The 24,895-nt window shown below is 72.8% G+C and carries 22 protein-coding genes; 6 read left to right on the top strand and 16 right to left on the bottom strand.

All coding sequences use genetic code 11. The annotated features are described in order from the left end of the window. Positions 1 to 4: 4 nt before the first annotated feature. Complete coding sequence (locus tag OG710_RS10930) at positions 5 to 499, top strand: MarR family winged helix-turn-helix transcriptional regulator (RefSeq protein WP_111330646.1); 495 nt, start codon at positions 5 to 7, stop codon at positions 497 to 499. Here OG710_RS10930 and OG710_RS10935 read toward each other — a convergent pair. Then, entirely contained in the window at positions 461 to 1,300 is an 840-nt protein-coding gene (locus tag OG710_RS10935) for a response regulator transcription factor (protein ID WP_330239152.1), read from the bottom strand. The two genes, OG710_RS10930 and OG710_RS10935, sit on opposite strands and share 39 nt — an antisense overlap. Before the next feature lie 91 nt (positions 1,301 to 1,391). Here OG710_RS10935 and OG710_RS10940 point away from each other — a divergent pair, with 91 nt between their 5' ends. Then, a complete protein-coding gene (locus tag OG710_RS10940) occupies positions 1,392 to 1,835 on the top strand; it encodes a GNAT family N-acetyltransferase (protein WP_330239153.1) in 444 nt (147 codons plus the stop codon). 39 nt (positions 1,836 to 1,874) lie between these two features. Here OG710_RS10940 and galK read toward each other — a convergent pair whose 3' ends face one another. The 8 genes from galK to OG710_RS10980 form a co-directional block, all read right to left on the bottom strand. Beyond that, a complete protein-coding gene (galK, locus tag OG710_RS10945) occupies positions 1,875 to 3,044 on the bottom strand; it encodes a galactokinase (RefSeq protein ID WP_330239154.1) in 1,170 nt (389 codons plus the stop codon). Then, the gene (galE, locus tag OG710_RS10950) at positions 3,041 to 4,021 is read right to left on the bottom strand and encodes a UDP-glucose 4-epimerase GalE (RefSeq protein ID WP_330239155.1); all 981 of its coding nucleotides are present in this window, start codon (positions 4,019 to 4,021) and stop codon (positions 3,041 to 3,043) included. Before galE ends, galK begins: the two co-directional genes overlap by 4 nt. Next, positions 4,018 to 5,061, bottom strand: coding sequence for a galactose-1-phosphate uridylyltransferase (gene galT / locus OG710_RS10955; RefSeq protein WP_330239156.1), 1,044 nt, complete (start codon positions 5,059 to 5,061; stop codon positions 4,018 to 4,020). The genes galE and galT overlap by 4 nt, the downstream gene beginning before the upstream one ends. Before the next feature lie 145 nt (positions 5,062 to 5,206). Beyond that, positions 5,207 to 5,899 carry a response regulator transcription factor gene (locus OG710_RS10960; protein ID WP_330242214.1) on the bottom strand — a complete coding sequence of 231 codons (693 nt, stop codon included), beginning with the start codon at positions 5,897 to 5,899 and terminating at the stop codon, positions 5,207 to 5,209. Between the two features lie 131 nt (positions 5,900 to 6,030). Beyond that, the gene (locus tag OG710_RS10965; RefSeq protein ID WP_330239157.1) at positions 6,031 to 7,812 is read right to left on the bottom strand and encodes an outer membrane protein assembly factor BamB family protein; all 1,782 of its coding nucleotides are present in this window, start codon (positions 7,810 to 7,812) and stop codon (positions 6,031 to 6,033) included. A 51-nt stretch (positions 7,813 to 7,863) separates the two neighbouring features. Then, positions 7,864 to 9,699, bottom strand: a complete 1,836-nt coding sequence (locus OG710_RS10970; RefSeq protein WP_330239158.1) for an outer membrane protein assembly factor BamB family protein — start codon at positions 9,697 to 9,699, stop codon at positions 7,864 to 7,866. Positions 9,700 to 9,947: 248 nt separating this feature from the next. Continuing rightward, entirely contained in the window at positions 9,948 to 11,675 is a 1,728-nt protein-coding gene (locus tag OG710_RS10975; protein WP_330239159.1) for an outer membrane protein assembly factor BamB family protein, read from the bottom strand. Positions 11,676 to 11,705: 30 nt separating this feature from the next. After that, on the bottom strand, positions 11,706 to 13,526 hold the full coding sequence (locus OG710_RS10980; RefSeq protein ID WP_330239160.1) for an ABC-F family ATP-binding cassette domain-containing protein: 1,821 nt from the start codon (positions 13,524 to 13,526) through the stop codon (positions 11,706 to 11,708). A gap of 123 nt (positions 13,527 to 13,649) precedes the next feature. Here OG710_RS10980 and OG710_RS10985 point away from each other — a divergent pair, with 123 nt between their 5' ends. Further along, positions 13,650 to 14,279, top strand: coding sequence for a lipoprotein (locus OG710_RS10985; RefSeq protein WP_330239161.1), 630 nt, complete (start codon positions 13,650 to 13,652; stop codon positions 14,277 to 14,279). A gap of 3 nt (positions 14,280 to 14,282) precedes the next feature. Here OG710_RS10985 and OG710_RS10990 read toward each other — a convergent pair whose 3' ends face one another. From OG710_RS10990 to rsmI, 5 genes are all read right to left on the bottom strand, one after another. After that, complete coding sequence (locus tag OG710_RS10990; protein ID WP_111330628.1) at positions 14,283 to 15,176, bottom strand: 4-(cytidine 5'-diphospho)-2-C-methyl-D-erythritol kinase; 894 nt, start codon at positions 15,174 to 15,176, stop codon at positions 14,283 to 14,285. Then, positions 15,173 to 16,126, bottom strand: coding sequence for a 16S rRNA (adenine(1518)-N(6)/adenine(1519)-N(6))-dimethyltransferase RsmA (rsmA, locus tag OG710_RS10995; RefSeq protein WP_330239162.1), 954 nt, complete (start codon positions 16,124 to 16,126; stop codon positions 15,173 to 15,175). Before rsmA ends, OG710_RS10990 begins: the two co-directional genes overlap by 4 nt. Positions 16,127 to 16,179: 53 nt before the next feature. Beyond that, positions 16,180 to 17,046, bottom strand: coding sequence for a TatD family hydrolase (locus tag OG710_RS11000; RefSeq protein ID WP_330239163.1), 867 nt, complete (start codon positions 17,044 to 17,046; stop codon positions 16,180 to 16,182). 74 nt (positions 17,047 to 17,120) lie between these two features. Next, a complete protein-coding gene (locus OG710_RS11005) occupies positions 17,121 to 17,516 on the bottom strand; it encodes a hypothetical protein (RefSeq protein WP_330239164.1) in 396 nt (131 codons plus the stop codon). 160 nt (positions 17,517 to 17,676) lie between these two features. Further along, positions 17,677 to 18,540, bottom strand: a complete 864-nt coding sequence (gene rsmI / locus OG710_RS11010) for a 16S rRNA (cytidine(1402)-2'-O)-methyltransferase (protein ID WP_330242215.1) — start codon at positions 18,538 to 18,540, stop codon at positions 17,677 to 17,679. Positions 18,541 to 18,625: 85 nt separating this feature from the next. Between rsmI and OG710_RS11015 the strand changes: the two genes are divergently transcribed. Next, entirely contained in the window at positions 18,626 to 20,404 is a 1,779-nt protein-coding gene (locus tag OG710_RS11015; RefSeq protein ID WP_330239165.1) for a dolichyl-phosphate-mannose--protein mannosyltransferase, read from the top strand. Between the two features lie 145 nt (positions 20,405 to 20,549). After that, on the top strand, positions 20,550 to 22,199 hold the full coding sequence (locus OG710_RS11020) for a penicillin-binding transpeptidase domain-containing protein (protein ID WP_330239166.1): 1,650 nt from the start codon (positions 20,550 to 20,552) through the stop codon (positions 22,197 to 22,199). Between the two features lie 7 nt (positions 22,200 to 22,206). On the opposite strand, the gene OG710_RS11025 is transcribed toward OG710_RS11020, so the two are convergent. Continuing rightward, the gene (locus OG710_RS11025; protein WP_330239167.1) at positions 22,207 to 22,839 is read right to left on the bottom strand and encodes an NAD(P)-dependent oxidoreductase; all 633 of its coding nucleotides are present in this window, start codon (positions 22,837 to 22,839) and stop codon (positions 22,207 to 22,209) included. Continuing rightward, positions 22,836 to 23,867, bottom strand: coding sequence for an EamA family transporter (locus tag OG710_RS11030; protein ID WP_330239168.1), 1,032 nt, complete (start codon positions 23,865 to 23,867; stop codon positions 22,836 to 22,838). The genes OG710_RS11025 and OG710_RS11030 overlap by 4 nt, the downstream gene beginning before the upstream one ends. 91 nt (positions 23,868 to 23,958) lie before the next feature. Between OG710_RS11030 and OG710_RS11035 the strand changes: the two genes are divergently transcribed. Next, positions 23,959 to 24,849: a LysR family transcriptional regulator gene (locus tag OG710_RS11035; protein WP_330239169.1), complete on the top strand. Its 891-nt coding sequence runs from the start codon at positions 23,959 to 23,961 to the stop codon at positions 24,847 to 24,849. The last annotated feature ends 46 nt before the right edge of the window (positions 24,850 to 24,895 follow it).

Genomic DNA, 24,895 nt, shown 5'->3' on the forward strand with positions numbered 1-24,895 from the left:
CCACATGGAGGACGAGGTCGACCGACTGGTCGCTGCATGGCGCCGAGAGCGCCCCGACCTCGACGTGGAACCGCTCGAGGTCCTCAGCCGCGTCTCGCGCCTGGCCCGTCACCTCGACCGGGCCCGCCGCATCGCCTTCGCCGAGCACCAGCTGGAGCCGTGGGAGTTCGACGTCCTCACGTCGCTGCGCCGGGCCGGCGCCCCGTATCAGCTCTCCCCCGGCCAGCTGCTCACCCAGACCCTGGTCACCTCGGGCACGATGACCAACCGCATCGACCGGCTGACCAAGAAGAACCTCGTCGAGCGGCTCCCCGACCCCAGCGACCGGCGCGGGGTCCTGGTCCGGCTCACCGCCGAGGGCCGCGACAAGGCCGATCAGTCGCTGGCCGGACTGCTGGCCCAGGAGCGCGCCATCCTCGGCGAGCTGTCCGCCCAGCAGCGCACCGAACTGGCCGGGCTGCTACGCCGGTTGACCGCCCCGTTCGACAACATTCCCTGAGAGCGTGTCGGCGGACCCCCGTCCGGGCGCGGGTCCGCCGACACGCTCTGAGCCCGCCGCCCCGTCCGGCGGCTCCTTCTCCGCCAGGTCGGCCGGGCCGACCCCCGCCCGGCGCGCCAGCGCCACCGCGGCCAGGGTGGAGTGGACGCCCAGCTTGCCCAGCACGTTCTGCATGTGCGTACGCACGGTGTGCGGCGAGAGGAACAGCCGCTCCGCGACCGCCTTGCGGCCCAGCCCCGCCACCATGCACCGCAGCACCTCCCGCTCGCGCGGGGTCAGCGATGCCACCAGCTTCTCGCTCTCGGTGCGGTGCTTGCGCTCGGCCAGCAGCTCCCGCAGCACCCCCGTCAGCAGGGCGGCGGGCAGATGCGTCTCGTCCCGCAGCACCCCCCTGATCACCGCGAGCAGCCGTTGCAGCGAGCTGTCCTTGGCGACCCAGCCGCAGGCCCCCGCCTGGAGGGCGCGCGCGGCCCGGCCGGGCTCGTCCTTCTCGGCGAGCACCACCGTACGCACCGAGGGGCGGGCCGCCCGGACCGCGCCCACCAGCGCGATCCCGTCCACCGGGACCGGCGCGGCGGCCTGCGGGGCGAGGTGGCCGCCCAGCTCGGCGTCCACCAGCAGTACGTCGTACTCCCGGCCCTCCGCCGCCGCCCGCTCCAGGCAGCGCAGCGCGGCCGGGCCGCTGCCCGCCGCCGCGACCTCCACGTCCGGCTCGGCCGCGAGCGCGGCGGCGAGCGATTCGGCGAAGATCCGGTGGTCGTCCACCACGAGAACCCGGATACGGGCCACAGGCACCCCCATGCTGTGCACTGTGCATCAGGGTACGGGCGAGGGGCCCGGCCGGAAGGAAATTGCCGGAAGTCGCGGCGGGGTTCGCCCTACGCTGGGGCGCATGCTGCATCTTGAGACGGACGTGGACAAGGAGCGGCGGGCGCTGCTGCATCAGCGGCTGCGGGACGACAACACCGCGGCCTCACCGCATATGAGGGCCCTGCGCGACCCCGAGCTCGAAGCCGAAGTACCGCTGCACGTATGGGCGTTGGACGCCGAAGGCGAGCTGGTCGGGGGGCTGGCCGCGCGGACCTGGGCGCGCTGGCTCCATCTGGAACTGCTCTGGGTGGACACCGCGCACCGGGGCTCCGGCCTCGGCGCGCGGCTGCTCGCCGAGGCGGAACGGCTGGCGCGGGAGGACCGGTCGTGCGCCCGCTCCCGCGTGGAGACCTGGGACTTCCAGGCCCCCGGCTTCTACCGCAAGCAGGGGTACGAGATCCGCGGCCAGGTCGAGGACTTCCCCCCGGGCGTCACGCAGTTCACCCTCACCAAGAACCTGGTCTGACCTCGCCCCGCCCCGCCGGAAGGGCCGCCGGCCCGGTCGTCAGACCAGCCGGCGCGCCCCCGCCGACGGCACCGCCGCAAAGACCCCCGGCGCACCGAACCCGGCGCCCGCGAACGCGTCGAGCACCGCCCCGGTGACGGCCTCCGCCGCCGCCTCCTCGACGAGCACGATCGCCGAGCCGCCGAAGCCGCCCCCGGTCATGCGCGCGCCGAGCGCCCCGGCCGCGTTCGCCGCCTCGACCACGAGGTCCAGCTCCGGGCAGGAGACGCGCAGGTCGTCGCGGAGCGAGACGTGCCCCGCCGTGAGGACCGGGCCCACCGCGCGCACGTCGCCGGCGTCCAGCAGGGCGATGACCCGCTCCACGCGCCGGTTGTCGCCGACCACATGGCGCACGTAGCGCACGACCGAATCGCCCGCCCCGGCCCCGGCCAGCCGGTCGAGGGCGGAATCCAGCTCCTCGTACGGCAGTTCGCGCAGGGTGCGCAGGCCGAGCAGGCGGGCGCCCTCCTCGCAGCCGGCCCGGCGCTCCGCGTACGCCCCGTCGCCGAGCGCGTGCTTGACGCGGGTGTCGACGACCAGGAGCCGCAGCCCGTGGGCGGCCAGGTCGAAGGGGACCTGGCGGCGGCCGAGGTCGCGGGTGTCCAGGTGCAGGGCGTGGCCCTCGGTGCAGCAGGCGGACGCCATCTGGTCCATGACCCCGCAGGGCACCCCGACGAACGCGTTCTCGGCGCGCTGGGCGAGGACCGCGAGGGCGGCGCGGTCGAGCCCGAGGCCGAAGAGGTCGTTCAGGGCGAGCGCGGTGACGACTTCGAGGGCGGCGGACGAGGAGAGCCCGGCGCCCGTGGGGACGGTGGAGGTCAGCTGGATGTCGGCGCCGGTGACCGGGTGGCCGGCCTCGCGCAGCGCCCAGACGACCCCGGCCGGGTAGGCGGCCCAGCCGTGGCCCTGGTGCGGGGCCAGTTCGTCCACCCGGAGGCTGACGACGCCGCCGGGCACATCGGTGGAGTGCAGCCGCAGCTCCCCGTCGGTGCGGCGGGCGACGGCGGCGCGCGCGGTGTGCGGGAGGGCGAGCGGCATGACGAAGCCGTCGTTGAAGTCGGTGTACTCGCCGATCAGGTTGACCCGGCCGGGCGCGGCCCAGACGCCCTCGGGCGCGTACCCGTACAGCTCGGTGAAGGAGGCGGTGGGCTCCGCGTGGTCCTCGGTCATGGCGCGGTGGGCTCCTCTCGGCGGGCGAAGGTCCAGGCGTCGGCGACGATGCCGGCCAGGTCGGTGCGGGAGGGCCGCCAGCCGAGCCGTTCCCTGGCGGTGGCGGCGGAGGCGACGAGGACGGCCGGGTCGCCGCCCCGGCGCGGGGCCGCGGTCTCGGGGACGGGGTGGCCGGTGACCTCGCGGACGGTCTCGATGACCTCGCGGACCGAGAAGCCGTTGCCGTTGCCGAGGTTGCAGATGAGGTGCTCGCCGGGGGCGGCGGCGTCCAGGGCCAGCAGATGGGCCTCGGCGAGGTCCGCGACGTGGATGTAGTCGCGGACGCAGGTGCCGTCCGGGGTCGGGTAGTCGTCGCCGTAGACGGAGATCGACGCGCGCCGGCCCAGGGCCACCTGGAGGACCAGCGGGATGAGGTGGGACTCGGGGCTGTGCCGCTCGCCGCAGGCGCCGTACGCCCCGGCCACGTTGAAGTAGCGCAGCGAGACGGCGGCCAGGCCGTGCGCGGCGGCCTCCCCGGTGATCATGTGGTCCACGGCGAGCTTGGTGGCGCCGTACGGGCTGGTCGGGGCGGTCGGGTCGGACTCCGTGATCGGGCCGGCGACCGGCTCGCCGTAGGTCGCGGCGGTGGAGGAGAACACCAGGGTGCGCACCCCGGCGTCGCGCATGGCGGCGAGCAGGGCGGTGGAGCCGCCGACGTTGTTGACCCAGTACTTCTCGGGGTCGGCGACGGACTCGCCGACCTGGGAGTACGCGGCGAAGTGCAGCACCCCGTCGTAGGAGGCGTCGAGCCACTTCGCGGCGTCCTGGACGCGGCCCTCGATGAACGCGGCACCGGCCGGGACGCCCTCCCGGAAGCCGGTGGAGAGGTCGTCGAGGACGGTGACGGTGTGCCCGGCTTCGAGCAGGTGCTGCGCGACGACGCCGCCTACGTATCCGGCGCCGCCGGTGACCAGGTACTTCTTCGGGGTCTTGCTCACTGGCTCGCTACCTCTCGCAGTCGCTGGGCCGCGGTCTCCGGCGGCACGTCGTTGATGAACACGTTCATGCCGGATTCGGAACCCGCGAGGAACTTCAGCTTGCCGGAGGTCCGTCGGATGGTGAAAAGCTCGAGGTGGAGCCCGAACTCCTCGCGCCCGGGGGCCCCGAACGGCGCCTGGTGCCAGGCGGAGATGTACGGGGTCGGCGGCTCTCCGGGTCCGAAGATCCGGTCGAATCGCCTCAAGAGTTCCAGATAGACCTGTGGGAACTCCGTGCGTGCCGCCTCGTCGAGGTCCCGGAGGTCGGCGACGCGGCGGCGCGGGTGGAGGTGGACCTCGTACGGCCAGTGCGCCGCATACGGCACGAAGGCGGTCCAGTGCTCGGCGGCGAGCACGATCCGGGAGCCGTCCGCCTCCTCGCGGGCCACCACGTCCTCGAAGAGGTTGCGGCCGGTCTCCGCGCGGTGCGCGGCCGCCGAGCGCAGCATCAGCCCGGTGCGCGGGGTGACGAAGGGGTAGCCGTAGATCTGGCCGTGCGGGTGGCCGAGGGTGACGCCGATCTCGGCGCCCCGGTTCTCGAAGCAGAAGACCTGCTCGACCTGCGGAAGCGCGGCCAGGGCCGCGGTGCGGTCGGTCCAGGCGTCCAGGACGAGGCGGGCGCGCTCCTCGGTGAGGTCGGCGAAGGAGGCGTCGTGGTCGGAGGTGAAGCAGACGACCTCGCAGCGGCCGGAGTCGCCGGCGAGGGAGGGGAAGCGGTTCTCGAAGACGGCGACGTCGTAGTCCGGTTCCGGGATCTCGCTGCGCCGGCCCTCGCGCGAGGGGCACAGGGGGCACTCGTCGGCGGGCGGGTGGTAGGTGCGGCCCTGGCGGTGCGAGGCGATGGCGACGCTGTCGCCGAGCAGGGGGTCGCGCCGGATCTCGGAGGAGGTGGAGACGGCGTCGAGCGGACGGGTGTCGACCGCGGCGCGCACGGCGTCCTCGCGGCGGTCGTAGTAGATCAGCTCCCGGCCGTCGGCGAGCGTCGTCACGGTCTTCTTCACCAGGCTCCCTCCACCATCAAACATAACTCAACACAATGAACCACGAATCAACAACAGCGTCAATGAAGAACCCACCGAAGGACCCAGCGAAGAACCCCCACCACCCGTGCGGGCGATGGGGTCTGGGGGCGGGCGGCGGGCGCCGTCAGCCGGTGGGCTCCGGGCCCCGGCGGAGCATCGCCGCCCGGTCCAGCAGCCCGGTGCGGGCGGCCAGCGCGGCGGCCTCCAGCCGGGAGCCGACCCCGAGCTTCATCAGGACGCGCTGGACATGGGTACGGGCGGTGCTCGGCGCGATCCGCATCCCGGCCGCGATCAGCCGGGTGTCCTCGCCCTCCGCGACCCGGACCAGCACCTCCGCCTCGCGCGGGGTGAGCAGCCGCAGCAGCCGGCGGCCCTCGTCGTCGGGCCGGGCCGCCGGGGCGAGGAGTTCGGCGAAGGCGCCCTGGAGGAGCTGGGGCGCGATGGCCGCCTCGCCGGACCGGGCCTTGGCCATGGCGCGCTCCACGCCCTCGATGCGCTCGTCGTGCCGGACGTACCCGGCGGCCCCGGCCGCGAACGCGGCGGCGATCCCGCGCGGGCTGGGCACCGGGCCGAGCACCACCACCGCGGTCTGCGGGCGCTCCCGTCTGATCCGGACCACCGGGTCGAAGGTGCCCGGCTCGGCGGGGGCGGCCGTGCCGAACAGGCAGACCTCGGGGGCCCGGCCGACCACCAGTTCCGCCGCCCCGCTCGTCGGCGCGGCGGCGGCCAGCACCCGGTGGCCGCGCAGCTTCAGCGCGGAGGCGAGCGCCTCGGCGAGCAGTCGGTGGTCGTCGACCACCATGAGCCGGACACCCACACCCATCGCACGTTCCCCCCGTAGCACCGACACAGGCCCCCCGGCCCTCCAGGGCCGCAAGTTACACGCCCGGAAACGCGTGTGGGGGTGGAACCGGCCGGTTCCACCCCCTACGCGTCGGTGCCTCGCACTCAGCCGGTGCGGAAGGACACCACCAGGTACTCGTCGTCGTCCAGGGAGCTCTTGCGGGGTGCGCTGACCATCGTCTCGGAGATGAAGAAGTGCCCCTGCTCGTAGCGGAACTCCGCGTAGTCCGAGGAGAAGCTGGTCTCCGCGTCCCGGATCTTCTCGTCGGCCGGGTTGCGCATCAGCACCGTCTGCTCGAAGGTCTCTCCGTTGATCGAGACGACCTCGCCGCCCTTGTCGTAGGGGGGCTCGCGGTAGGCGATGATGTTGCCGCCGTCCATGCGCAGCGGGAACATCGTGTACTTCTCGCCCGCGTCGGCCCGGTCACCGGTCTGCTTGCCGGTGGTGAGGTCGAAGGAGACGATCTCGTTGGTCCGGCTGAAACTCTCGCCTGTGCCGTCGTGCTCCTCGGTGGGCACGTAGATGCGGTTGTTGCCGACCGCGACGTGCTGGCAGCTCTCGACCTTGGTGGACCGGCAGTTGGCCGCGTACTTCTCCGCGTCGGCCGAGATGCGGATCTTCAGCTTGCCGGTGGCCTCGTCGATCGAGAAGAAGTCGGAGATGCCGCTGCCGTCACCGGCGGTGTCGCCGACGTCGGCCGCGACGACGAGGGGCTTGGTGGAGACGATGCTCGCGTAGTCGACGCCCGCGGGCATCTTGTACGAGGAGATCGGGGCGCCCGTCGTCGGGTTCAGCGACTGGATGATGAGCTGGGGCTCGTCGTACGAACCGCAGGAGCGGACCACGGCGAGGGCCTCGCCGCCGCCGTATCCGCGGTCGTAGCAGCGGTCGGTGCTGACCTTCGGCTTCCACAGTTCGGCGCCGTCGGCGAGCTTGAAGGCGGCGCCGCCGTCGTTGCCGCCGGCCGCGACGGTGGTGCCGCTGAGGGTGACCTCGTCGAACCGGACCGGCCGGTCACCGCCGGTGGTCGCGGTGACCTGCTTGTTCCACAGGAGCTTGCCGGTCGCCAGGTCGAGCGCGCCGACCCGGTTGCAGCTGGGGTACTTGTTGGACTTCGACCGCTTGCCGTCCTCGATCAGGACGGCGGTCTTGTAGTCCTCGCTCATGTGCCGGGAGGCGGCGCAGACCTGGCCCTCCAGCGGGATCGACCAGAGCTTGGTGCCCTTGTCCAGGTCGTAGCCGACGACCTCGTTGACGCCGGTCTTCACATACGCCTTGTCGGTGATCCAGGAGCCGGCGACCGTGGTGACCTCGGTGACCTTGGGGTGCGGGAGCTGGAAGGCGACGGTGGACTCGACGTTGGCCGGGGCCTTCTCCTTGCCGCCGGTGTCGCCGCCCTTCTCGCCCTTGTCGCCCCCCTTCCCGCCCTTGTTCTCACCGGTGGTGCCGGCGGAGGTGCCCGCCTCGTCCTTCTTCCCGTCGTCGCCGCTGTTGGCGTACCAGATGCCGCCGCCGACGATCAGGGCGACGGCGACCACGGCGGCGACGATGATCTGTGCCTGGGTGGAGAACTTCTTCGGCCCGTTCCCGCCGGGCTGCGGCGGCTGGTAGGCCGGCTGCATCGGGGCGGTCGGGTAGCCGTACGGCTGCTGCTGCTGTCCTTGCTGCGGGAAGCCGTAGGCGGCCTGCGTCGGGAAGTCGTGCGGCTGCTGCTGTCCCTGCTGCGGGAAGCCGTAGCCGGGCTGGGTGGGGGGCTGCGGGTAGCCGTAGCCCGGCTGCTGGGGCGGCGGGGTCGGCGCGCCGAAACCGCCGGGCGGCGGGTCCTGGGGCGCGCCGAATCCACCCTGGGGCGGATCGTTGGGGGGCGGCGGGGGCGGCTGGGTCATGGCGTTGCGTACCTCGGGAAAAAAGGGGCGGTCGGTCGGTGGGCCGTCACATCAGTTGCCGAAGGCCATCATGGTCTTCGTCTCCAGCTCTTCCTTGTCGTTGCCCGCGCTGACCCGTCCGCTCGCGATGAACGAACGGCCGTCCGCGTACAGGATCGTCGGGTTGTAGAACGAGCGCTCGATCGCGGAGGTCGAGTCCGGGTGCTGGAGGACCATCTTCGGGCTGCCGCCGGACGGCGCGAGGGTGGCGATGCCGCCGCCCTTGCTGTAGCCGCCGTCGATGTACAGCAGGACGTCGCCGCCCTCCATGCCCAGCGGCTTCATGGTCTGCGCCTCCGGGGCGTTCGCCTTCCACTTCGGCTTGCCGGTGTTCAGGTTGAACGCGACGACCTTGTTGGTGCGGGCGGAGCCGCTGGTGTCGTCCTGGGTCGCCATGTAGAAGGTGTTGGCGTCGGCCGCGACGCCGGTGCAGCCCTGGAGCTGCTTGCCGAAGATCGTGAAGCCGCCGCCGCAGTCCGGGGCGAACTTGTCGCCCTTGTCACCGACGAGCTGGGAGCGGAGCGTGCCGTTCTCGCGGAGCGCGATGATGCTCCACTTCTTGTCCTCGCTGCTGTCGCCCTTGGTGAGGGAGACGATGAGCGGGCTCACCGAGTAGACCTTGTCGACCTCCCAGCCGCGGGCCGGCTTGTAGGTCCACTTGGCCTTGCCGGTGGCGGGGTCGAGCTCCTCGATCTGCTGCTGCGGGTTGTTCACGTCGCCGGTGCGGCAGTTGACCGCGGCGATGAGCTTGGGGCCGCCGGCGAACGCGAAGGGCTGGCAGTTGCCGCTCCGCTTGCCGAAGACCTCCTTGCCGTCGCTGACCCGGTAGGCGTTGGCGGCGCCGGTGCGGCCGGCCGTCACGGTGTCACCGCTGATGGCCATGGAGAAGTCCGACATCATGTCGAAGAGGCCGCTCTTCTTGACCTCCTTCTTCCACCCCGCCTCGCCGGTGTTGAGGTCGATCTGCTGGAGGACCGAGCAGTCGGCCTTGTCCGTGGTGCCGTTCTTGACCGCGAGGACGATCTTGCCGTCCGTGGTGGTCTGCTCGGGCGCGGAGCAGAGGTCGGCGGGCAGCTTGAGCGTCCACTGCTGCTCGCCGTCGGCCACCGAGTAGCCGGAGACGGTGCGGTACATGCCCTTGACGATGGTGTCGCCGACGATCCAGGGGCCGTAGACGTCCGCGCCGTTGCGCGGCAGGTCCACGTCGTTCTTCTGGAGCCAGAGGACCTTGGCCTCGCCGTCCTTGCGGCCGCTGTTGAGGTCCTCGTCGTCCCGCCCGGTGCCGTTGCCGTCGCCCTTGTCGACGGTGGGCGACGCGGAAGGCTTCTGCGACGCCTGCTCGCTCTTCTTGGCGACCGGCTTCTCGTCGTCGTCGCCGTCACCGCTCGTCGCGAACCAGACGCCGGCGCCTATGACCAGGAGCGCGGCGACGGCGGCGCTGATGATCACGACCGGCTTGCGCTTGAACGGGCCGGAGCCGCCGGGGCCGGGCGGCACGGGCGCGCCGGGGTACTGCTGCGGCGGGAAGCCGTAACCGGGCTGGGTGGGCTGACCGTAGGGGCCCGGCTGCTGCTGCGGCTGCCCGTACGGGCCGGGCTGCTGGCTGTACGGGCCCGGCTGCTGGGGCTGCTGCCCGTAGGGGCCGGGCTGCTGACCGTACGGGCCCGGCTGCTGCGGGTAGCCGTAGCCGGGCTGGGTGGGCGGCGGGGTGGCGGGGGCCTGGGGCGGCGCGGCGGGCGGCGGCGGTGTCTGCGGCGGGCCCTGGGGCGGCTGCGGTACCCCGTGCGGCGGCTCCTGCGGAGCGCCGAAGCCTCCCTGCGGCGGTTGCTGTCCGGGCGGCTGGGTCATCAGCACGTCCCCCCTTCGTGCGGTCCGGTGCCCGTTCCGGACTCCCCCGCGATCCCGCCGGTGGTCCGCGGGACGGTCACGACCCCCTGGACCATGGCGAAATGGAGCGAATCGGGCATGGCTTCCGCAGTGTTACGTCATCGAGCGGGACTTCTTTGTACCACCCGCCCCACGGGGCCTCCCGGTTCGGTCCGCCCCTGTTCCCAAGGGCGGACCGGGTCGTGATATCGCCGTGATGCTCCGGACCGTCAGTTCCCGAAGGCGACCATGGATCGGGTCTCCTCCTCGTCCCCGTCGTCCACCCCGCTGATCCGGGTCTGCACGAGGAGGCTGCGCCCGTCGGCGTACACGACGCGCGGGTCGAAGAAGCCGCGCTCCATCTCGGCGCCGGACGCCGGGTGCCGCAGCACGAAGCGCGGGGTGCCGCCGGTGGCGGGGAGGGTGGCGATCCCGCCGCCCTTCTTCCGGCTCGGCTGCACGTACATCACCAGCTTGCCGTCCTCGACGCGCAGCGGGGTGAGCGGCTGGTCGGGCGCCGAGGTGGCGGACCAGCGGAACTTGCCGGTGCTCAGGTCGAAGGCGGCGACCTTGTTCACGTAGTCGTGTTCCGGGTCGGTCTTGGTCTTCAGGTAGAACGTGTTCGCGTCGGCGGCGACGCCGAGGCAGTTGTCCAGGTTCCCGCTGAGCGAGCCGAGGTCGTCGTCGCACTTGGGCTCGTAGTCGCCCGGCCCGCCGGAGAGCCGGGAGCGGTAGCTGCCGTCCGCGTTGAGCACGATCACGGCCCACTTGTCCGGGCTCATCAGCGAGACGATCGGCGGGTCGGCCGAGTAGATCTGCTTGATCTCCCAGTCCTTGTCGGTCTTGAGCCTGTACGTCCACAGCGTCTTGCCGGTGGCCGGGTCGATGCGTTCGAGACGCTGGTTCTTGTACTGGTCGTCGGAGGTGTGACAGCTGACGGCCGCGAGGGCGACCGGGCCGCTGGCGAGGCCGAACGGCTGGCACGTGCCGGTCCGTTCGCCGAACAGCTTCTTGCCGTCGCTGACCCGGAAACCCTCGGTGCGGCTCGTGCGGCCCACGGTCACGGTGTCGCCGTTGATGGCCATCGCGAGGTCGGAGAGCCCGTCCCACAGGCCCTTGCGGACGAACGACTTGCGCCAGCCGAGCTCGCCGGTACGCATGTCGACCATCTGGAGGGTGTCGCAGTCGGAGCCCTCGGTGGTGTCCTGCCGGAGCCCGAGGACGATCTTGCCGTCCTCGGTGGGCCGGGAGGGCGCCCCGCACATCCGGGTGGGCAGCCGCAGGCTCCAGAGTTCGGTGCCGTCCGCCATGGAGTAGCCGGAGACGGTGTGGAACATGGCCCTGACGACGGTGTCCCCGGCGAACCAGGGGCCGAACACGTCGTCGCCGTAGCGCGGCAGGTCCACGCCGCTGCGCTGGAGCCACCGGACCTTCGCCTCGCCGGACCCGGCGCCGGCGTTGATGGTCCGGGTCTCCTCCTCCGGGCTGATCACCGGCTCACCCGTGGCCTTGCCCTTGCCCTCGTCCCCGGTCGGCGAGGGGGCCGCGGTGGGCTTCGCGGAGTGGCTGGGCCCCGCCACGGGCTTGTCGTCGTCCCCGTTCCCGGCGGTGGCGAACCATATTCCGCCGCCGGCCAGCAGCGCCACGGCCACCACAGCGCCGACGATCTTCGCGGTCCGGCCCCGGAAGGGCCCGCCGCGCGGCGGCCGGGGGGCGGGGGCGGCGTACTGATGGGTGGGCAGTTGGTGCAGCCCCGGCTGCGCGTACGGGCCGGGCTGCTGGTACGGGCCGGGCGGCGGCTGGGGGGCGGGCTGCGGCTGGGGGCCGGGCTGCTGGTACGGGCCGGGCTGCGGCTGCGCGTAGCCCTGTGGCGGGAATCCGTAGCCGGGCTGCGCGGGCGGGTCGTACGGTGCCCCGAACTCGCCCTCGGGCGGCCGCTGTCCGGGCGGCTGACTCATCGCCCCGTCCCCCTGTTCCGTTGTCACTTGTCAGGCGTCCTCGGCCAGTTCGAGCCAGCGCATCTCCAGCACATCGCGTTCCGCGACGAGTTCGCGCAGTTCGGCGTCCAGCTTCGCGACCTTCTCGAAGTCCGTGGCGTGCTCGGCGATCTGCGCGTGCAGGGTCGTCTCGCGGGTGGACATCTTCTCCAGCTGCCGCTCGACCTTCTGGAGCTCCTTCTTGGCGGCGCGGGCCGCCTGCGCGGAGACGGCGGGCGCCGGGGCGGCGGTCTGCGACGCGGCGGCCGGGGCCGCGGCGGCGGGCGCCGACGTCTCGGCCTGGCGCTGCCTGCGCTCCAGGTACTCGTCGATGCCGCGCGGCAGCATACGCAGCGACTTGTCGCCGAGGAGGGCCATGACCCGGTCCGTGGTGCGCTCGACGAAGAACCGGTCGTGGGAGATCACGATCATGGAGCCGGGCCAGCCGTCGAGCAGGTCCTCCAGCTGGGTCAGGGTCTCGATGTCGAGGTCGTTGGTCGGCTCGTCGAGGAAGAGGACGTTGGGCTCGTCCATCAGCAGCCGCAGGATCTGGAGCCGGCGCCGCTCACCGCCGGAAAGGTCGCCCACGGGCGTCCACTGCTTCTCCTTGGCGAAACCGAACTGCTCGCAGAGCTGGCCGGCGGTCATCTCGCGGCCCTTGCCGAGGTCCACCCGGTCCCGCACCTGCTGCACGGCCTCCAGGACGCGCAGGTTCGGGTCGAGCTCGTGGACCTCCTGGGAGAGGTAGGCGAGCCGGACGGTCTTGCCGACGACGATCCGCCCGGCGGCCGGCTGCACCTCGCCCTCGCTGCGGGCGGCCTCGGCGAGCGCCCGCAGCAGCGACGTCTTGCCGGCGCCGTTGACGCCGACGAGGCCGACGCGGTCGCCGGGGCCGAGCTGCCAGGTGAGGTGGGTGAGCAGGGTCTTGGGGCCCGCCTGGACGGTCACGTCCTCCAGGTCGAACACGGTCTTGCCGAGCCGGGCGTTGGCGAACTTCATCAGCTCGCTGGTGTCGCGCGGCGGCGGCACGTCCGCGATCAGCTCGTTGGCGGCCTCGATGCGGTAGCGCGGCTTGGCGGTACGGGCGGGGGCGCCGCGCCGCAGCCAGGCCAGCTCCTTGCGCATCAGGTTCTGCCGCTTGGTCTCCTCGGTGGCGGCGATCCGCTCCCGTTCGGCGCGGGCGAACACGTAGTCGCTGTAGCCGCCCTCGTACTCGTGGACCGTGCCGCGCTGGACGTCCCACATGCGGGTGCAGACCTGGTCCAGGAACCAGCGGTCGTGGGTGACGCAGACCAGGGCGGAGCGGCGGGCGCGCAGATGGCCGGCGAGCCAGGAGATGCCCTCGACGTCGAGGTGGTTGGTGGGCTCGTCGAGGACGATCAGGTCCTGGTCGGCGATGAGCAGCTTGGCGAGGGCGATCCGGCGCCGCTCGCCGCCGGAGAGCGGCGCGATGACGGTGTCCAGGCCATCGGCGAAGCCGGGCAGGTCGAGCCCGCCGAACAGGCCGGTGAGCACGTCGCGGATCTTGGCGCTGCCCGCCCACTCGTGGTCGGCGAGGTCGCCGATGACCTCGTGCCGGATGGTGGCCTGGGGGTCCAGCGAGTCGTGCTGGGTGAGCACGCCCAGGCGCAGGCCGCCGCTGTGCGTGACGCGGCCGGTGTCCGCCTCCTCCAGCTTGGCGATCATCCGGATCAGGGTCGTCTTGCCGTCGCCGTTGCGGCCGACGACGCCGATCCGGTCCCCCTCGGAGACGCCGAGGGAGACTCCGTCGAGCAGGGCACGGGTGCCGTACACCTTGCTGACCTGCTCGACATTGATGAGGTTGACGGCCACGAACGCTCCAGCTACGAGGAAGATTCCGGCCTCCAGCGTAGTCGCCGCCGTACGGACCTCCGTACGAGCGCCCGCCCCGCCCGGTGTACGTTGCGCGCATCGATCAAGGGGTGGGGAGTCTCGATGACACTGCGTACCGTGCGTGGCCTGGTGCCCGCACTGCTGGCCGCGGCCGTGCTGACCGGTTGCTCGTCGGAGCCGGACACCGGCGACGGCGCGAAGGCGGGGAAGTCCGCGGCGCCCGCCGTGAAGGCGGCGGCCAAGGGCGGCACGGTCGGGGGCGCGGGCTCCGGCTGCGAGCTGCCGGTGACGTTCGACCTGGCGAAGGACTGGAAGCCGAAGGCGGTCGAGATCGATCCGGACTCGGAGTTCGCCGAGCTGGCGAAGCAGGGCCCGGTCACGATGGCCTGCGAGATCGACGCGAAGCCGGCGGGGCGGATCGGCTTCCTGCGCGTCTGGCAGGCGAAGGGCTCCGACGCCTCGGCGCGCAAGGCGCTGGAGGGCTTCGTCGGGGCGGACAATCAGCCTTCGAAGATCACCTACCAGCAGGTCACCGTGGGCGGTCTGGCCGTCACCGAGGCGACGTACACGACCTACAGCGCGCTGCTGGAGGAGGACATGCGCGCCCACGCCTTCGCCGTCGCGACCCCGAAGGGCCCGGTCGTGGTGGGCCTGGACGGCATGGACGAGGTGGAGATCGGGGACATGCTCCCGGCGTACGAACTCGCCAAGAAGTCCGTACGGGTGGGCTGAGCGCTACACGACCGTCGCGCCCCGCGCCGGGGAGGACGCCGTGCGCGCCGTGCGGCAGGTGCCGGACGCGGTGAGGGCGGCGGCCACCCGGTCCGCCGCCGCCGCGTCCTCCGTGAGGAACGCGGTCGTCGGGCCCGAGCCGGAGACCAGGGCGGCCAGCGCGCCCGCCTCCGTGCCCGCGGCCAGGGTCGCGGCCAGGGAGGGACGCAGGGAGAGCGCGGGGGCCTGGAGGTCATTGCCCAGGGTGGCGGCCAGGGCCTTCGCGTCGCCCGTGCGCAGGGCGTCCAGGAGGGCGTCCGACGCGGCCGGTTCCGGGACGCGGGTGCCCTCCGTGAGCCGGTCGAACTCGCGGTAGACCGCGGGCGTGGAGAGCCCGCCGTCCGCCACCGCGAACACCCAGTGGAACGTGCCGCCCACCTCGACCGGGGTCAGCAGCTCGCCCCGCCCTGTGCCGAGGGCGGCGCCGCCGACCAGGCTGAACGGCACGTCGCTGCCCAGCTCCGCGCAGAGGGCGAGCAGGTCCTCGCGCGGGGTGCCGGTCCCCCACAGCGCGTCGCAGGCCAGCAGGGCTCCGGCCCCGTCCGCGCTGCCGCCCGCCATGCCGCCGGCGACCGGGATGTCCTTGTCGATGTGGATGTGCACGTCGGGCGCGATGCCGTGCCGGGCGGCGAGGGCGGACGCCGCCCGCGCGGCCAGGTTGGACGCGTCGAGCGGGACCTGTGCCGCGTCGGGCCCGGAGCAGGTGATCCGGAGGCTGTCGGCCGGGGTGACGGTGACCTCGTCGTACAGGCCGACCGCGAGGAAGACGTTGGCCAGGTCGTGGAAGCCGTCCGGGCGCGCGGCGCCGACCGCGAGCTGGACGTTGACCTTGGCGGGAACCCGTACGGTGACGCTCATCGGGCACTCCCGGTCTCGGTGTCGGTGTCGGTGCCGGTGCCGGTCCCGATGCCGGTGTCGGTGTCAGTGCCGGTGTCGTTCCCGGTCGTCGTCGGCTTGTTCTCGGCGACCGCCGCGAACTCCTCGATGGTCAGGGACTCGCCGCGCGCCTGCGGCGAGACACCGGCCGCGAGCAGGGCGGCCTCGGCGGCGGGCGCGGAGCCGGCCCAGCCCGCCAGTGCCGCACGCAGGGTCTTGCGGCGCTGGGCGAACGCGGCGTCCACGACCGCGAAGACCTCTTCCTTGCTCGCCGTCGTCGCCACGGGTTCGCGGCGGCGGACCAGCGAGACGAGCCCGGAGTCGACGTTGGGCGCGGGCCAGAACACCTTGCGGCCGATGGACCCGGCGCGCTTGACGTCGGTGTACCAGTTGGCCTTCACGGAGGGCACGCCGTAGACCTTGTTGCCGGGGCGGGCGGCCAGCCGGTCGGCGACCTCGGCCTGCACCATGACGAGGGTCCGCTCGATGCTGGGGAAGCGGTCGAGCACGGTGAGCAGCACCGGCACGGCGACGTTGTACGGCAGGTTGGCGACCAGCGCGGTGGGCGCGGGCCCCGGCAGTTCCCGTACGAGCATGGCGTCGGAGTGCACCAGCGCGAAGCGGTCGGCGCGGGCGGGCATCCGGGCGGCGACGGTGGCGGGCAGGGCCGCCGCGAGTACGTCGTCGATCTCGACGGCCACGACGCGGTCCGCGACCTCAAGGAGCGCGAGGGTCAGCGAGCCGAGTCCCGGCCCGACCTCGACCACCACGTCGTCCGGCCGAACCTCCGCCGTCCGCACGATCCGGCGGACCGTGTTGGCGTCGATGACGAAGTTCTGCCCGCGCTGCTTGGTGGGGCGTACGCCGAGGGTCGCGGCCAGTTCGCGGACGTCTGCGGGGCCCAGGAGGGCGTCGGGCTCAGTGGTACTCACCTGTAAAGCGTAAGGCGCCCCGCCCCGGACGCCCGCCACCCGTCGCCGTCCGCTCAGTAGTCGAACGCCCTCGCCGTGTTGTCCGCGATCGCCTCCGCCAGCGTGTCCTCGTCCAGGCCCCTGACCTCCGCCATCGCCCGCAGCGTCACCGGGATCAGATACGGGGCGTTGGGGCGTCCCCGGTACGGGGCCGGGGTCAGGAACGGGGCGTCCGTCTCGACGAGGACCAGTTCCAGCGGGGCGACCGCCAGCGCGTCGCGCAGCGGCTGGGCGTTCTTGAAGGTCATGTTGCCGGCGAACGACATGAAGTAGCCGGCGTCCGCGCAGATCCGGGCCATGTCCGCGTCGCCCGAGTAGCAGTGGAAGACGGTCCGCTCCGGCGCCCCCGCGTCCGCGAGGATGCGCAGGACGTCCGCGTGGGCCTCGCGGTCGTGGATGACGAGGGCCTTGCCGTGACGCTTGGCGATCTCGATGTGGGCCCGGAAGGACTCCTCCTGGGCGGCCATGCCCTCGGGGCCGGTACGGAAGTGGTCGAGGCCGGTCTCGCCGACGCCGCGTACGTGGGGCAGGGCGGCGAGCGCGTCGATCTCGGCGAGGGCGTCGTGCAGCGCGGCGCTGCCGCCCGCCTCACGGGCCCCCTGCCTCGACCAGCCATCGGGGTCGCCGTGGACGATGCGCGGCGCCTCGTTGGGGTGGAGGGCGACGGCGGCGTGCACGTTCGCGTGGGCGGCGGCGGTCTCGGCGGCCCAGCGGGAGCCCTTCACGTCGCAGCCCACCTGGACCACGGTCGTCACGTTCACCGCGGCGGCCCTGGCCAGGCCCTCCTCGACGGTGCCGTCCTGCATGTCCAGGTGGGTGTGCGAATCGGCGACCGGGACCCGGAGGGGTTCCGGCAGCGGCGGTGCTTCGGTGCGGCTCATGGGCACGATCGTACGAGGATCGCGCCGCGGGGGTCTCCGCCAAGCGGTCTGAGCTGTCTGAACGGTCTGAACGGTCACCTGCGGAAGGGGTGCAGGAGATTGGAGAGGTGCCAGTGGTGGCCGGTGGACGGGGCGGCGGTGGCCGCGGTGGCCGGCCGGGGTTCCTCGGGCGGCTCCTGGGGGATCAGCGGTCCGGCGGGGGGCTGCGTGCGCGCGTCGTGCAGGAGCCGCTGGACGGTCGAGACCCGGCCGGCCCGCATGATCCGTACGACGTGCCCGCCGCAGTTGGCGCAGGTGGGGGTGGAAAGCGGGGACGGCACCCGTTCGCCGTCCGCCTTGTAGACCACGTAGGCGTGGTTGGAGGCGTCGACGTGGTGTTCTATCTCGTAGGCCTGCTCCCAGCCGTGCCCGCACCTCATGCAGGCGAAGGCGTAGGCCTCGTGCGCGGTGGTGATGGTGGTGTCGCTCATGCCTGCTCCTCTTGTCCGTCGGACAAGCACTCCGGGGAATGCGCCCTGAATTCCAGTGGACGCCTTCGCCGGCGGGAGCGCACCGGGCCGGGTCGAGTATTGGAGCGGTTTTGGCCTGCTCGTGGTCAAAGAGCCCGGTTCGCGGCTCTCGCTTTGCTTTTCACGATAGTCCTTTGCCGTCCGCGTGGCCGGTCCTGGCCGCATTCTTTGCCGCGACGACCGCGTCGAACACCTCGCGTTTGGGCAGGCCCGCCTCGGCGGCCACGGCGGCGATCGCCTCCTTGCGCCTCTCCCCCGCCTCCTCGCGCACCCGCACCCTGCGCACCAGCTCCCCGGCGTCCAGTTCCTCGCCGCCCGCGGGCGCGCCCTCGACGACGACGGTGATCTCGCCGCGCACCTGCTCGGCGGCCGACCAGGCGGCGAGATCGCCCAGCGGGCCGCGCTTGACCTCCTCGTACGTCTTGGTCAGTTCCCGGCACACGGCGCCCCGCCGTTCCGCGCCGAACACCTCGGCCATCGCGGCGAGGGTGTCGTCCAGCCGGTGCGGTGCCTCGAAGAAGACCATCGTGCGGGGCTCGCGGGCGACCTCGCGGAGCTTGGAGAGGCGTTCGCCGCCCTTGCGCGGCAGGAACCCCTCGAAGCAGAACCGGTCCACCGGCAGCGCGGACAGGGCGAGCGCGGTGAGCACGGCGGACGGGCCGGGCACGGCGGTGACCCGGATGTCCTGCTCCACGGCGGCGGCGACCAGCCGGTAGCCGGGGTCGGAGACGGACGGCATGCCCGCGTCCGTGACCAGCAGCACCCGGGCGCCGCCGACCAGCGCCTCCACGAGTTCCGGCGTGCGCGCGGACTCGTTCCCCTCGAAGTAGGAGACGACGCGGCCCGTGGTGTGGACGCCGAGCCCCTGCGTCAGCCGGCGCAGCCGGCGGGTGTCCTCGGCGGCGATGACGTCGGCCGCCTCCAGCTCGGCGGCGAGCCGGGGCGGGGCGTCCGCCAGGTCGCCGATGGGGGTCCCTGCGAGCACGAGCGTTCCAGTCGATCCAGTCACCGTCCCATCCTCCCAGTACCGGCCGCGCCCCTCCCACAGACGTGTTCCCTACGATGGCGCCGTGACGAGTACTGCGCCCGACGCCCGGCAGGGCGAAGACGCCGGGGAACAGCACGGCACGGAGCCGACCTCCTGGGAGCGGCGGCTGCGCCGCTTCGGCCATTCCCCGCGCCCCGGAATCGGGCTGCGCGAGCGGCTGGTTCCGCCGTACACCCGGCCCGGAAAGCAGCTGTGGGCGGTGCTCGGCGTGCCGCCGGGGCTCGCCGAACGGCTGGTCCGCTGGTCGGCCTGGGGCGGGCCGCTGCTGGTGGCCGCGGTCGCCGGTGTGCTGCGGTTCTGGAAGCTGGGCAGCCCGCATGCGGTGATATTCGACGAGACGTACTACGCGAAGGACTCCTGGGCGCTGGTCAACCAGGGGTACGAGGGCGCGTGGCCCAAGGACGTCGACCGGCTGATCCTGAACGACCCCTCGCAGGTTCCGGTGCCGACCGATCCCGGTTATGTGGTGCATCCGCCGGTCGGCAAGTGGATCATCGGCCTGGGCGAGCAGATGTTCGGGTTCACGCCATTCGGCTGGCGGTTCATGGTGGCGCTGCTCGGCACGGTGTCGGTGCTGATGCTGTGCCGGATCGGCCGCAGGCTGTTCCGCTCGACGTTCCTGGGCTGTCTGGCGGGCACGCTGCTCGCGGTGGACGGGCTGCACTTCGTGATGAGCCGCACCGCGCTGCTCGACCTGGTGCTGATGTTCTTCGTGCTGGCCGCGTTCGGCTGTCTGCTGGTCGACCGCGACTGGGCGAGGCGGCGGCTGGCGGCGGCGCTGCCGGTGGACGAGGAGGGCGTGCTGCGCCCGGACGCGCGGGTCGCGGAGAACCTGCGGCTGGGGTGGCGGCCGTGGCGCATCGCGGCGGGCGTCTCGCTGGGTCTGGCCTTCGGCACGAAGTGGAACGGCCTGTACATCATGGTCGCGTTCGGCCTGATGACGGTGTTGTGGGACGTGGGCGCGCGCCGCACCGCGGGGGCCGTGCGGCCGTATCTCGCGGTGCTGCGGCGCGATGTGCTGCCGGCGTTCGTGTCGGTGGTGCCGGTCGCGATCGCCACGTACCTGGCGTCCTGGACGGGCTGGATCGTCCGCGACTCGCCGGGCCACCGCGGCTACTACCGGGACTGGGCGGCGACGGACGGCACCGGCGGCAGCTGGACCTGGCTGCCGGACTGGCTGCGCAGCCTGTGGCACTACGAGTACCAGGTGTACGAGTTCCATGTGAACCTGACGTCCGGGCACACGTACCAGTCCAATCCGTGGAGCTGGATCATCCTGGGCCGGCCGGTCTCCTACTTCTACGAGGAGCAGAACGGCTGCCCGACGTCCTCGACCGGCAAGTGCGCCCGCGAGGTGCTGGCGATCGGGACGCCGCTGCTGTGGTGGGCGGCCTGTTTCGCGCTGGCGTACGTGCTGTGGCGCTGGTTCTTCCGCCGCGACTGGCGGGCGGGCGCGATCGCCTGCGGGGTGGCCGCGGGCTGGCTGCCGTGGTTCCTGTACCAGGAGCGCACGATCTTCCTGTTCTACGCGGTCGTCTTCGTGCCGTTCCTGTGCCTGGCGGTGGCGATGATGGCCGGGGCGATGCTGGGACCGGCCGCGGAGACGGGGACGCGGTACGAACTCGGCCTGGTGAAGCCCGATCCCACGGGCGAACGGCGGCGGACGCTGGGGGCGGTCGCGGTCGGGGTGCTGGTGCTGCTGATCATCTGGAACTTCATCTACTTCTGGCCGCTTTACACCGGAACCCCCATCCCGGAGGACTCCTGGCGCGACCGGATGTGGCTGGACACCTGGATCTGACCGGAGCGTTCGCGCCAATCGCCTCCGGGCGCATCGCAGTCCGGTAACGACCGGCACCCGTGTCACTACTGTCCCGTAAGGTGCCCCCTACAGCCTTCTTGAACGTGTTCAAGAAAAAAGCTCCGGGGGATGGGGACGGCAGGGAATGCGCAGTGGAGCGAAGGTAGGCATAGTCGGCGGGGTGTTCGCGCTCGTCCTGGGCGGGGTGGGTTACGGGGCGTACAACATCCTGGACGGCCTCGGGGGCAACGGCGGCGGGGACGGTACGAGCACCGCCGCCGACTCCACCGAGGTGCGGACGGGTCCGGTGACCGAGAAGGAGATCGCCGAGACCTCGAAGAAGTTCCTGGCCGCCTGGGCGAAGGGCGACGCCGCGACGGCGGCGGCCCTCACCAACAACAAGGGCGACGCCGAGCCCGCGCTGGCCGGGTTCAGCGAGAAGGCCCATGTCACCGAGGCCGTGATCACGCCCGGCCCGGCGACCGGTTCGACGGTCCCGTACACGGTGAAGGCGACCGTCTCGTACGAGGGCGCCTCCAAGCCGTTGTCGTACGCCTCGAAACTGACCGTCGTACGCGGGCTGACGACCGGGCGCGCGCTGGTGGACTGGGAGCCGTCCGTCATCCACCCGGAGCTGGACAAGGGCGAGTCGCTGCAGACGGGCGAGTCGTCCACCGCGTCGATCGAGGCGGTGGACCGCAACGGCCAGGTGCTCACCGTGGAGAAGTACCCGTCGCTGGGCGGCATCCTGGGCGAGCTGCGCAAGAAGTACGGCGAGAAGGCCGGCGGCACGACGGGCATCGAGACCTGGATCAGCGGCGCGAACGCGGACGGCGTGAACCAGACGCTGCTCACCCTGGTGAAGGGCAAGCCGGGCCGGGTGCAGACGACGCTCGACGCGAAGATCCAGGCGGCGGCCGAGCGGGGCGTGAAGAAGTACGAGAAGGCGTCGGTGGCCGCCGTCGAGCCCTCCACGGGCGCGATCCGGGCCATCGCGAACAATCCCTCGACCGGCTTCGAGCCGGCCCGCAGCGGTGCGGTGGCCCCCGGCTCGACGATGAAGATCATCACCGCCGCGATGATCATCCAGAACGGCCTCGGCAGTGCGAACAGCGCCGTGCAGTGCCCGCCGGACGTGCAGTGGGAGGGCGTCACCTTCCACAACCTGGACAACTTCTCGATCCCGAACGCGACGCTGAAGCGGGCCTTCGCCAAGTCCTGCAACACCACCTTCATCAAGCCGGTGGCGCCCCTGAAGGACAAGCGCGACACCGCGCTGAAGCTGGAGGCCGAGCGGTACTTCGGGATCGGGCTCAACTGGCAGACGGGCATCGTCACGGTCGACGGCAAGGTCCCGGAGTCCTCCGGCGCCGAGACCGCCGCCTCGTACATCGGTCAGGGCAAGATCCAGATGAACCCGCTCAACATGGCGTCGGTCACCGCCACCGCGGTCAACGGCCGCTTCCTGCAGCCGTTCATCGTCCCGCGGTCCCTGGACAACCGGACCTTCGCCACCGCGACCCCGCTGCCGCCCGGCGTCTCCGCCCAGCTCAAGGAGATGCTCCGCTACACCGCGACCAGCCCCGAGGGCACCGCGACCCAGGCCATGGCCAACGTGGGCGGCGACAAGGGCGCCAAGACCGGCTCGGCGGAGATCGACGGCCACGCCACGTCCGACAGCTGGTTCACCGGCTTCAGCAACGACCTGGCGGCCGCCGCACTGGTCCGGTCCGGCGGCCACGGCGGCGACGCGGCGGGCCCGGTCGTCGCGGAGGTCCTGCGCGCGGGCCCGTGAGGTCGGTTCAGTAGGCGACCGTGAAGTGCCGTTCGCCGTACGGCACTTCCAGCTCGTCCAGGACCGCGGCCGCCAGGTCCTCCGCCGAGATGCGGGAGGTGCCGTCCGGCGCGGTCAGGAGCGTGGTGGTGCCCCGGCGGTAGCTGCCCGTGCGGGAGCCCGGCTCCAGGACGGCGGGCGGGCTGAGGTAGATCCAGTCGGCCGAGTGGGCCCGGCAGGCGGCGAGTTGGGCGGTGCTGGCGTCGGCGACCGTGCGCCACCGCGCCGGTACGTAGGCCGGGTCGTCCCGCACGAGCCGGCCGGGGTGTCCGGGGACCTCCAGCGGGCCCGACCCGCCGATCACCAGGACGCGCGTCCCGGCCGCTGCCGCCGCGTCGAGCAGCGCCGTCGTGGTCGCGGCGATCGTGTGCTCCCGGCCCGCCGGCGGCCGGGTGGCGGCCACCACCGCGTCGGCGCCCGCGAACAGGGCGGCCATCGCGGCGGTGTCGTTCGCGTCACCCGCCACCGGGGTGACGCCGGGCGGCAGGGCCTCGGGCCGGGTGCTGCGGTAGACCGCGAGGGGCGTGTGGCCCCGGCTCACGGCTTCGGCGACGACGCGGGAGCCGGCCATGCCTGCGGCTCCGAGAACGGCGATCCTCATGGGTGGGTCCTTTCGGGTGCGGATGCGGGTGCGGGTGCGGGTTGGTGTGCCGGTGCGGGTTCGTGTGCCGGTGCGGGTTCGGGTTCGTGTGCCGGTGCGGGTTCGTGCACCGGTGCGGGGGCGGACGTGGTGGCCGTTGGGGTACGCGCCGAGCGGCCCGGCAACTGGCCCCCGACGATGGAGGCCAGGGCGAGCGCGAAGCCCAGCAGCTGGACCGGGCCGAGCGTCTGGCCGAGGACGAGCACGCCCAGTCCGGCCGCGACCAGCGGGGAGAGCAGACCGAGGACGGCGACCGAGGTGACCGGCAGCTTGGCGATGCCCTGGAACCACAGGGCGTACGTGAGCAGCCCGCCGATCAGGCCCAGCCAGAGGTAGCCGAGCGCGGCCCGGCCGTCGATCGCGGGCGGCGCGCCCTCGGCGAGGAAGGTGACCGGGGCGAGGAAGAGGCCCCCTGCGGTGAGCTGCCAGCCCGTGAAGGCGAGCGGACCCACGCCTTCGGGCCGCCCCCACCGCTTGGTGAGCGTCACGCCGAGCCCCATCGTTATCGCTCCGGCGAGCCCCGCCGCCACCCCGGCCGCGTCCAGCGACGCGGCGGGCCCGATGACGACCAGGCCGACGCCGGCCACCCCCGTGACGCCCCACACCAGGGGCCGGGCGGACAGCGGCCGGCCCAGTACGGCCACCGCGAGAACGGCGACGACGAGGGGCTGCGCGGCGCCCAGGGTCGCGGCGACCCCGCCCGGCAGCCGCTCCGCCGCGATGAACAGCAGCGGCAGGAAGAGCCCGATGTTGAGGACCCCCAGCACCGCCGCCTTCCCCCACCAGGCGCCGCGCGGCAGCGTGCGGGTCAGGACGAGGGCGATCAGCCCGGCGGGCAGGGCGCGCAGCAGACCGGCGAACAGCGGGTGCCCGGCCGGCAGGAACTCCGTGGTGACGATGTAGGTCGTGCCCCACACCGCCGGTGCGAACGCGGTCAGGGCGGTCCGGGGCAGGTTCCCGGCGGCTCCTCGCATGGGTCGGCTTGTCATGTCTCGAAGTCTCGGCCCGCGCCCATTGATGAGTCCAACACATGTCTGTCAGTTCATTGATCTCGATTCGCGATGAGTGGACGATGTGCCCATGGAACTCCAGCAGCTGCGTTACGTGATCGCCGTGGCCGAAACCAATAGCTTCACGCGGGCCGCCGAGCGGTGCCTGGTGGTGCAGTCGGCGCTCAGTCACCAGATCGCCCGGCTGGAGCGGGAACTGGGCGGTCGTCTCTTCGAGCGGACCACCCGCCGGGTGCGGCTGACCCCGGCGGGCGAGGCGTTCCTGCCGGCCGCCCGGCAGTGCGTGGAGGCCGCAGAACGCGCCGCCGCCGAGGTCGCGGCGGCCGTGGGCGAGGTGCGCGGCCGGCTGGCGGTCGGCCTGATTCCGACGGTGACCGCCGTCGACATCCCGGCCGCGCTGCGGGACTTCCGCCGCCGCCATCCCCAGGTGCGGGTCAGTCTGCGCGTCGGGGCCAGCGACGAGCTGGCCGAGCAGGTGCGCGAGGGCACGCTCGACGTGGCGTTCCTCGGGCTGCCGGCCACGGCCCGCCCCAGCGGCGTCGGCCGCCACGAGCTGTCCCGGGAACGGCTCGTCGCCGTGGTCGCCCCGGACCACGCGCTGGCCGGGGCGCCCTCCGTCGACCTGCGCCGGCTGTCCCGCGAGGTCTTCGCGGACTTCCCGGCCGGTACGGCGGGCCGCGCGCAGACGGACCAGGCGTTCACGGCGGCGGGCCTGACCCGTGACGTCGCGTTCGAGGTCACCACCGCCGACTACATCGCCAGCCTCGTCGGCCCCGGCCTGGCGGTGGCGATGCTGCCGCCCGCGTACGCGGCGCGACTCCCCGGCGTGGTGGCGGTCGAGGTGTCCGACGCGCCGGTGCGCGTCCAGCACGTCATCTGGAGCCGGTCGGGCCGGACGCCCGCCGCGACGGCGTTCCTGACGGTGCTGGGCGCGCCCGTACCGAAGGCGGACGGACGGTAGCCGGGCGCCGCCCGGAGGGCGGGCCCGGACAGGACGAGTGCCTATC

This window comes from Streptomyces sp. NBC_00525 (assembly GCF_036346595.1).
Lineage (GTDB): Bacteria > Actinomycetota > Actinomycetes > Streptomycetales > Streptomycetaceae > Streptomyces.

Coding starts and splice junctions, on each gene's coding strand:
- OG710_RS10930 (WP_111330646.1), top strand. CDS start 5: ATGGAGGACGAGGTCGACCGACTGGTCGCTGCATGGCGCCGAGAGCGC.
- OG710_RS10935 (WP_330239152.1), bottom strand. CDS start 1,300: ATGGGGGTGCCTGTGGCCCGTATCCGGGTTCTCGTGGTGGACGACCAC.
- OG710_RS10940 (WP_330239153.1), top strand. CDS start 1,392: ATGCTGCATCTTGAGACGGACGTGGACAAGGAGCGGCGGGCGCTGCTG.
- galK (WP_330239154.1), bottom strand. CDS start 3,044: ATGACCGAGGACCACGCGGAGCCCACCGCCTCCTTCACCGAGCTGTAC.
- OG710_RS10965 (WP_330239157.1), bottom strand. CDS start 7,812: ATGACCCAGCCGCCCCCGCCGCCCCCCAACGATCCGCCCCAGGGTGGA.
- OG710_RS10970 (WP_330239158.1), bottom strand. CDS start 9,699: ATGACCCAGCCGCCCGGACAGCAACCGCCGCAGGGAGGCTTCGGCGCT.
- OG710_RS10975 (WP_330239159.1), bottom strand. CDS start 11,675: ATGAGTCAGCCGCCCGGACAGCGGCCGCCCGAGGGCGAGTTCGGGGCA.
- OG710_RS10985 (WP_330239161.1), top strand. CDS start 13,650: ATGACACTGCGTACCGTGCGTGGCCTGGTGCCCGCACTGCTGGCCGCG.
- OG710_RS10990 (WP_111330628.1), bottom strand. CDS start 15,176: ATGAGCGTCACCGTACGGGTTCCCGCCAAGGTCAACGTCCAGCTCGCG.
- OG710_RS11000 (WP_330239163.1), bottom strand. CDS start 17,046: ATGAGCCGCACCGAAGCACCGCCGCTGCCGGAACCCCTCCGGGTCCCG.
- OG710_RS11005 (WP_330239164.1), bottom strand. CDS start 17,516: ATGAGCGACACCACCATCACCACCGCGCACGAGGCCTACGCCTTCGCC.
- OG710_RS11020 (WP_330239166.1), top strand. CDS start 20,550: ATGCGCAGTGGAGCGAAGGTAGGCATAGTCGGCGGGGTGTTCGCGCTC.
- OG710_RS11025 (WP_330239167.1), bottom strand. CDS start 22,839: ATGAGGATCGCCGTTCTCGGAGCCGCAGGCATGGCCGGCTCCCGCGTC.
- OG710_RS11030 (WP_330239168.1), bottom strand. CDS start 23,867: ATGACAAGCCGACCCATGCGAGGAGCCGCCGGGAACCTGCCCCGGACC.
- OG710_RS11035 (WP_330239169.1), top strand. CDS start 23,959: ATGGAACTCCAGCAGCTGCGTTACGTGATCGCCGTGGCCGAAACCAAT.